The organism is Streptomyces sp. NPDC093544, assembly GCF_040683495.1.
Lineage (GTDB): Bacteria > Actinomycetota > Actinomycetes > Streptomycetales > Streptomycetaceae > Streptomyces.
Genome location: NZ_JBFBEA010000068.1, coordinates 1 through 5,977 on the forward strand (window position 1 = coordinate 1; position 5,977 = coordinate 5,977).

Consider the following 5,977-nt stretch of genomic DNA (forward strand, 5'->3'; position numbering starts at 1 on the left):
ACACGCGCCACAACGACGCGCACAGCAAAGCCGATCACGGCCACCGTCAGCCATCAGCTGGGATCGAAGTGTCAAGCATCTACCGGGACCGGACAGCCGCTCCGGATCATGGCGCGGCCAAACTTTCCCTACATCATCAAGGCTCGCTGCGCTCGCGGCTGCTGTGCATCAGCCGCGCGCGCCAGCCACCCCGGCCACGAGGCAACACCCCATGGTCACGCGGGAGAGCCCGCAGCGCACCGCCGCCACGATCCTCTGTAGGGGGAACACTTCAGTACCTGTGGCCTCGCATGTACAGGCCGACCCCAGAAGCCTCACCAGCTCCCGCACTGCCTGACGAGTCAGGTCGATCATTGATCGAGGGCCGCGCACGCGCGGCGGCGCCGGTCGGCCGGCGCCCCGCTGCCTCTATGTCTGCGCCACCGGCTGCGGCGCGCCGTCCGCCCGTCGCCACCAGCAGCGGCCTAAATACAGCACTGGGACAGATGGACCAAGGGGGATTGCCGCACAGCAGGTCACAGACGCTTTGTATTACCGAGTAAGGCCGGATCGTGGCGGCGGTGCGCTGCGGGCCCTCCCGCTCCCGTGGTCGTTGCCCCGTGGCTGGGGCGGTCGGCTCCACGACTTTAGCCAGCCACTTTGGGGCGAGCCTCGAAGATCATGGCCCCAACGTCGCGCTTTAACGGGCAGGTCCACAGACTGCCCGACTCGCCATGAGCTTACGGGGCCATGATCACTCGCCCCAAAGCAGCTCCCGGCCAAAGTCGCTCCGCCGACCGCTCGGCATGGCTGGGGAGTGATGTGCATAAAACCCCAGCTCAGAGGCTTGTTTCACGACAAGGGGGCGTTGTCGGCACTCGGGTGTAGGCTTGCGCTTATTGTTTTACCTCCTCAAGTGAGGGGGCAAAACCCTAAGCAAGGGAGTCGATCTTGCCTGAGGTCCCCGCAGAAGACGTTGATCGCCTTGCAGTTCTCGGCATGAAGTGGGAGTACTGCGAGGGGGCCATTCGAGCCGGCGAAGCCGCCCGGCGCGAAGCCACCCCTAGCGAGCCACCCACAGCGCCGGGATTGCGGGACTGGATCGCCCGCGTTGGCATGCTTAGGTACACGATGATCGTTGAGGAGGGCTGGACCCCCCTCAATCACAAGAACATGGCCCTTGCGGTCAACCCGGCCCAGACCATCGCGATTGGGGTGCTGGCTGGAGATGCGGGCACAGGATGGCCTCCTCCCGCCAAACCGAAGAGTCGGTACCCGAAGGGGCAGGCGTTCGCGAACGCCGTTGCTGGCGAAGAATTGACACTGTTCAGCAACGCTGATGCTGGACACCCGGAGGTCCTGGAGCCCGAGACGATCGAGGCTCTCGACCTCTGGCTGCTGCTCACTTACCGGGTGCGCCAGGGCGACACTGTGACAGTCTTCAGTGAGCTGTCCCGCCCGGATTCTGTCAGCACCTCGGGGTACATTGTCGACTGGCGTGATCGATTGATCTTGCCCCGCCTGAGGTTCGAGGCGGTCATCGACGACGATGGCCGTGACGACGACGGCAGCATCGACGTTCCCGTGGAGGAGATCTAGCCAAACCGGCAGCTCCCGCAACCGGTGGAGAGATGATCACATGGTTACACCGTCGCGGATCACTTTGGCGCGCAAGCGACGAGGCATGACCATCGTGGAGCTGTCGCGCAAGTTGGACGTAAGCTCACAAAGTCTCTCCAACTACGAGCATGGGCGACAGTCTCCATCAGAAGAAACGCTCGCAAAAATCTCAGATATTCTCGGGTTTCCGCCTGAATTCTTCGTGAGCGCCGACCTGGAAGAAATTCCCTCCGAGTCCGTCGCGTTTCGCGCCCGCAGTAAACTAACTGCTGGGCGCCGCGGCGTCGCACTCTCAGTTGGGCGACTCGCGGTCGAGCTTGAAGGTCTTATTTCCAAGAAATTTCGATTGCCGGCCGCAGATATTCCTTCTTTGGATAAGCCTGACCCTGAAAACGCTGCCGAAATGGTCCGATCACGCTGGGGGTTGGGGCAGGCCCCTATTCCCAACATGGTTCACCTCTTGGAATCAAAGGGAGTCCGCGTCTTTAGCCTCGCCCCCGAATATGCGGAGATTGATGCATTTTCGTTCTGGCATAATCAGACGCCATTTATGTTTCTTAACACGCTTAAGTCTGCCGAGCGTAGCCGCTTTGATGCTGCTCATGAGCTCGGCCACCTGGTCATGCACGGGCCGGGCCTGACCGGAGCCAGGGCCGAGCAAGAGGCAAATTCCTTTGCTGGCGCATTCCTAATGCCTCGCAGGAGCGTTGTCGCTCACATGCCAAAGGGTGCGTTTATTGATCAAATTCTAAAGGGACGAAAGATTTGGAAGGTCGCCGCCTTGGCGCTCACTTATCGCCTGCACGATCTGGGGATGCTGACCGACTGGCAATATCGCAGTGTGATTGTTGAGCTAAGTAAGCGCGGGTATCGAACAGGGGAACCTGGAGGAATCCAAAGGGAAACGTCGCAGGTTTTTGATAAAGTGTTTCGGACACTAAGAGCTCGTGGTGTGAGTTCAGGCGATATAGCTGAAGAGCTCTGCGTAGAGTCGGAAGAGCTGAGCAAGTATGTTTTTGGTCTAACACTCACCGCCCAGGACGGGGAAGGGCACCGTTCATTTTCACCTCGCCCCGCCTTGAAGCTAATCACGTCACCTGGGGAGACAGTGCGCACCAGAAAGGTCAGGCGAGCCGTCGAAAGGTAGCGAGCCTGCCCGTCCAATGGGAACGCGGGGAAGCTGTACAGCAACGGAGCACAGCAACCACCTTTGGCCACCATCGGCTTGCAAGGGACTTCGGTGGCCCACTTGCCAGCCAACGAGACCTCAGCTACTGCCCTGCCGTAGTCCGTATCGGGCGCACTGGCAAGTGAGCCTCAAGTCTCCTCGCCCTCTTAAAGAGAGGGCTACTTATGAAGGTCCGGAACCTCTAGCAACGTGAAATAGAAGATCTCACCAGGTTCATTGGCACGATGCGGCGCCTCGATCGGTGCCCAATCCTCTGCCAAGGCTTCAGGAACAGCGAGATTCAAGATGAGGTAGTGAACTCCTTCTGGTGCAGAACCAACGACCCTCAAACCAAGATAAAGTTCGTCATAACTACCTATAGCTCGGAAGACGTACGCCTCTACGGCAGTACCAAAAACCTCAGTCCGAACCGGATCGCCCGCTTTATCTCGGGCTTCTTGAATCAATTTAGGAACACGAGCTCGAGCTTCCTGGAGTAGCTCGTAACTCTGCTCAGCTTTCAGGCGCAGGCGATCATCATCATCAGGCAGAAGATGCCTGCTATATGTACGCTTTCCTGGCGCCAGCTCCTCGCCCGCTTGATTCAGAGCGGCGCGCTTCCGCTTACAGTCGTCGCACAACTTCTGGTAAAAATCATCACGAGCTCCAGCCGTGCGCCGCCCGGCAGCAACAACCCAGCCTAGCCCCGCGCATTGGTCTTCCCATACAGCCCCACGCCACCGCGACCCTCCCGGCTTGCATTTCAGCAACACGGTGTCGTCGATGCTGGCAATCTTCTCCGTGGGTGCGACGTCCGCCTGCTGTTGAGCACGCGAAATCAGCGGATGGTCCACCTCATGGAGAGGAGTGGCCGGCGGTGGCAGCGGAAGTTCCAGATCCTCTTGCAGACAACGCAAAGTAGGCCGGATACGGTGAGGCTCAGTCACGTACTTACAAACTCAGGCAGCACCCACACGGCGAAGATCTTCAATAGAAGCGCCGGTGAGGAGTGCAAGGTAGGCAGCGTCGCTTCCATCAAGGTGCTCGAAGGATTCCTTGATCCGCTCACGCGCACGACGCTCACCGTCGGTCGGCTGCTCGATACCCTTCGAGAGCTCGACACGGCGCGCGCGCATCTGCGCACGCACCTGCGGATCCATCAGCGTCGTCATACCTACAAGGTAGACGATGCTGCGACAGAGCGCACTAGTCGCGAGTGATGTACAGCGTCGAAGGAGAGAACTTATCGCCCACAGAAGGGCATATAGGGCCAATATATCGGCACGGGAAAGTAAAAATAGCCAAAAATCAGAGTCCTGCAGTGGCGGGTGCCGATCCCGTGCTACGCTCCGTGATCGTAGATCAGCGTAGCGACGGAGCGTAGCACGGGATCGGCACCCGCCAAGACGTACGTCTACGGAGAGTAACCCTCTGCAGAACTCGAACCAGAGGAATCCGCCTAGACTCAACTCCGGCATCAAGATCGTGAATCGCTTGAAGCCGAGCAGCCAACTCTCTTGCAGAGTCGCGCAACAGCTCCTGATCGGCAAGCTTCAAGCATCACTTCACCAGAAGCATAGCCGCTACTCGAGCGTTTCAAGCGGGTTGGTGCCCAACCGCCCAGATCGCACGGTCCCGTAGTTGTCTGTGGATAGTCCGCCGGACCGAAGTTCATGCGTTGACCAAGGTTACCCCTCTGAACTGCACACAAGCTCGTTGGATCAACGGCCGACGGAGCCTTTGCAGTACAGCAGCGAAGTACAGCAACCACTGCGACCGATATCGACCGTTGACGCTCCTCGCAGCCCTCCTGACCAGCCCAGTAGACCTCAGCGACCTCCTCCGCCGTAGCTCGCATCGAGGTGGTCACTGCAGGCGTCAGCAGCGGCCGGCGCATCGGGAGTAGAAGCCAGCCCAGTACTCGTCATGACTGCACGCAAAGTCATCCGGACGCTCTACCCGCAGCATCTCGTACCGGGCAGCAAAAACGTCCAGGGCCTCATGGAGCGAGCAACCGAGGTGCTCGCGGAGCGTCTTGAGGCCGCGGATGATCTGCTTCGCGAGGATCTGGACGTCGGCAACATCGACTGCGGCACCATCGGTCATGGTGGTGATCGAAGCCGATGACAACCTCGTCTGCAACAAGGTTTGCGGCCATGGACTACTCGATTGGAGGCCGTGCCCTAGCCGTGCCTGATCGAGCGGGGAACTCCCGGGTCCCCACGGACGACGCACAACACAACTGCCATTGACCGATTTACCTGGTCAGGGGCAGTTCACCTGAGCGGTGGGTGTGGAATTGAACCCACGGTGGCTGGCGCCACGAAGGTTTCCAAGAGCGCTCGGGGTTTGACTTGCTCATTGAGACGCCACCAACCACGTAGGCACCTGCAAGCCGTAAGTCACCGTCGAAGCCAAGGGAGATGCTTCAGAAGGAGCCTTGCGCCGCTATGCCGTTGCTCAGTGCTACCAGTGAAGAGCAGGACGTAGGCCGAAGCCAGGAAGACCAAGATGGTTGAGGTCGTGAGAATCAAGCTGAGCCAGATCAGTTGAGCAGGCCAGGACCCTACTGCCCCCAAGCTGGCGATCATTCCCACAGGTGCAAGAGCCCAAGCTGTAACCCGTGCAAGCCGAGTTGTCTTTCCGAACTGTCGCCTAGCCGTCGCTCGCGTGCGGTGCATCGATGCGCTTTCCGCGGACTCGTCCCACGTCCTGACCGCTGTAGACATTCAGCGATAAGGACGCGCGATTCCGAGAACCTTGTCCGCATCCCAGGAGTGACGTGGGCACACCAGCGGAGACAGGCCAGCGCGATCGGCCCACACGAAGGCTAGTGCACCCGCCGTCGCACAACAGCGGTTCATGGACTATTCGTGGACGAGTGATCGTTAACCGACCATCTAGCAGTCTGTGACCTGCCCACGCGTCCAGGACCGAAAGGCCCTCCGGAGCCGTGCGCGCAGGTTCGAATCCTGCCGGGGGCACTCGCCTACAGCCAGCAAAAACCAGGCGCTGACCTGGGCGGATGCCGACATGAGAGAGCGGGAGTCAGTCTCACTGACTCCCGCTCTTTCTCATTGCTGCGCACTGATCGTGTGTGAGGGGCGTGTGGGTAACAACGGCTAACACAAAGAGGTGGATCGGTCCTGGCTGCCGTGACTGGTGCGGGAGTTGAGCGTTCGGTCTGGTGTGGGGACGTCGCCGTGGATC

At 59.9% G+C, this 5,977-nt stretch carries 5 protein-coding genes; 3 read left to right on the forward strand and 2 right to left on the reverse strand.

Features of this window, described 5'->3' with window-relative positions; all coding sequences use genetic code 11:
• Positions 1-930: 930 nt before the first annotated feature.
• Both AB0N66_RS42275 and AB0N66_RS42280 read left to right on the forward strand, forming a co-directional pair.
• Positions 931-1,578, forward strand: coding sequence for a hypothetical protein (locus AB0N66_RS42275; RefSeq protein WP_365446282.1), 648 nt, complete (start codon positions 931-933; stop codon positions 1,576-1,578).
• Between the two features lie 40 nt (positions 1,579-1,618).
• Positions 1,619-2,746, forward strand: a complete 1,128-nt coding sequence (locus tag AB0N66_RS42280) for an XRE family transcriptional regulator (RefSeq protein WP_365446285.1) — start codon at positions 1,619-1,621, stop codon at positions 2,744-2,746.
• 200 nt (positions 2,747-2,946) lie between these two features.
• Here the strand turns inward: AB0N66_RS42280 and AB0N66_RS42285 are convergent, their stop codons facing one another.
• Together AB0N66_RS42285 and AB0N66_RS42290 are read right to left on the reverse strand one after the other, a co-directional pair.
• The gene (locus AB0N66_RS42285) at positions 2,947-3,621 is read right to left on the reverse strand and encodes a hypothetical protein (RefSeq protein WP_365446288.1); all 675 of its coding nucleotides are present in this window, start codon (positions 3,619-3,621) and stop codon (positions 2,947-2,949) included.
• Positions 3,622-3,726: 105 nt separating this feature from the next.
• Complete coding sequence (locus tag AB0N66_RS42290; RefSeq protein ID WP_365446291.1) at positions 3,727-3,939, reverse strand: hypothetical protein; 213 nt, start codon at positions 3,937-3,939, stop codon at positions 3,727-3,729.
• 754 nt (positions 3,940-4,693) lie between these two features.
• Here AB0N66_RS42290 and AB0N66_RS42295 point away from each other — a divergent pair.
• Positions 4,694-4,894 (forward strand): hypothetical protein, encoded by a 201-nt coding sequence (locus AB0N66_RS42295; protein ID WP_365446294.1) that lies wholly within the window; start codon positions 4,694-4,696, stop codon positions 4,892-4,894.
• Positions 4,895-5,977 lie beyond the last annotated feature (1,083 nt).